1 protein-coding gene is annotated in these 1,039 nt (G+C 39.6%); it reads left to right on the top strand.

The window, feature by feature from the left end; translation table 11 throughout:
* Positions 1-1,039 (top strand): serine/threonine-protein kinase (locus tag R7O12_RS26915; RefSeq protein ID WP_318127121.1); only part of this gene is annotated, 1,039 nt, incomplete at both ends.

Here is a 1,039-nt window from a genome sequence, read left to right as displayed (position 1 = left end):
AAGACTCAAAAAAGAGAAAACGCAATTGAATCCGCTAAAAACGTTAATAAACAAGACTCCGCTGAAAATATAAATGAAACGGATACAAAACTGTCTCAAAAAGAAAACACAATACCACCTATCAACAAAAGTAATAATAAGAACACAAAAAACAAAAGTGTTATTAACTCAAATTTAATTGGGCAAACAGTAAAAAACCGTTACGAAATTGAGTCGATTTTAGGTCATGGTGGACTCTGTGATGTTTATTTAGCAAAAGAGAAAATTCTGGAGTCTTCTGGCTCGGAGTCCCCTTATGTTGCTCTAAAAGTTTTACAGAAAGAGTTTGCGTCTCAGCCAGAGACAGCAAGAATGTTGATTCGAGAAGCGCAACAAACACAAAGACTTAGTCATCCAAACGTAATCCGGGTCTTTGATTTCGGAGTCGACGGTGATATCTACTTTTTAGTGATGGAATATATTGACGGCGAAACGTTGGAAAGTTTAATCCAACGATCTCGTCCAAATGGTTTGAAGTACCATGCAATGCTTTCTATCCTCAACCAAATCCTCGACGCACTATCCTATGCTCATTCGCTCGGTGTTGTACACGCCGACTTAAAACCAGCCAACGTAATTTTAACCTCCGAAGGCCATGTAAAGCTTTTGGATTTTGGTGTGTCGAAAACTCACCAGATCAAACAGGATCAGTATGCAGCAAAACGTAAAACAGAAGATCTAGAAACGCTGGGCTACACGCCTAACTACGCCTCACTCAACCTGCTCTCAGGAAAAGAACCAAACATAAGCGATGATATGTTCGCCTTATGTTGTATTACGTATGAATTGTTGAGTTGTAAGCATCCATATTCAAGAACACCAGTTAATGAAGCACTAAAGAAAAATATTCAGGTCTCTAAACCAGCAAATATGCCAATAGCGAAGTGGCCGATTTTCTCGAAGATTTTTTCAACTGGCACAATTCCAGCTGATTTTAATGCAAAGACAGTTAAGCGTCGTTTGAACAAGCAGCATTGGCCCTTGGCCACTGGTGTCGCAG

The sequence above is a fragment of the Vibrio sp. Vb1574 genome (assembly GCF_033338675.1).
The sequence above is the reverse complement of the archived record's forward strand: the minus strand, read 5'-3'. Positions and strand labels throughout refer to the sequence as shown.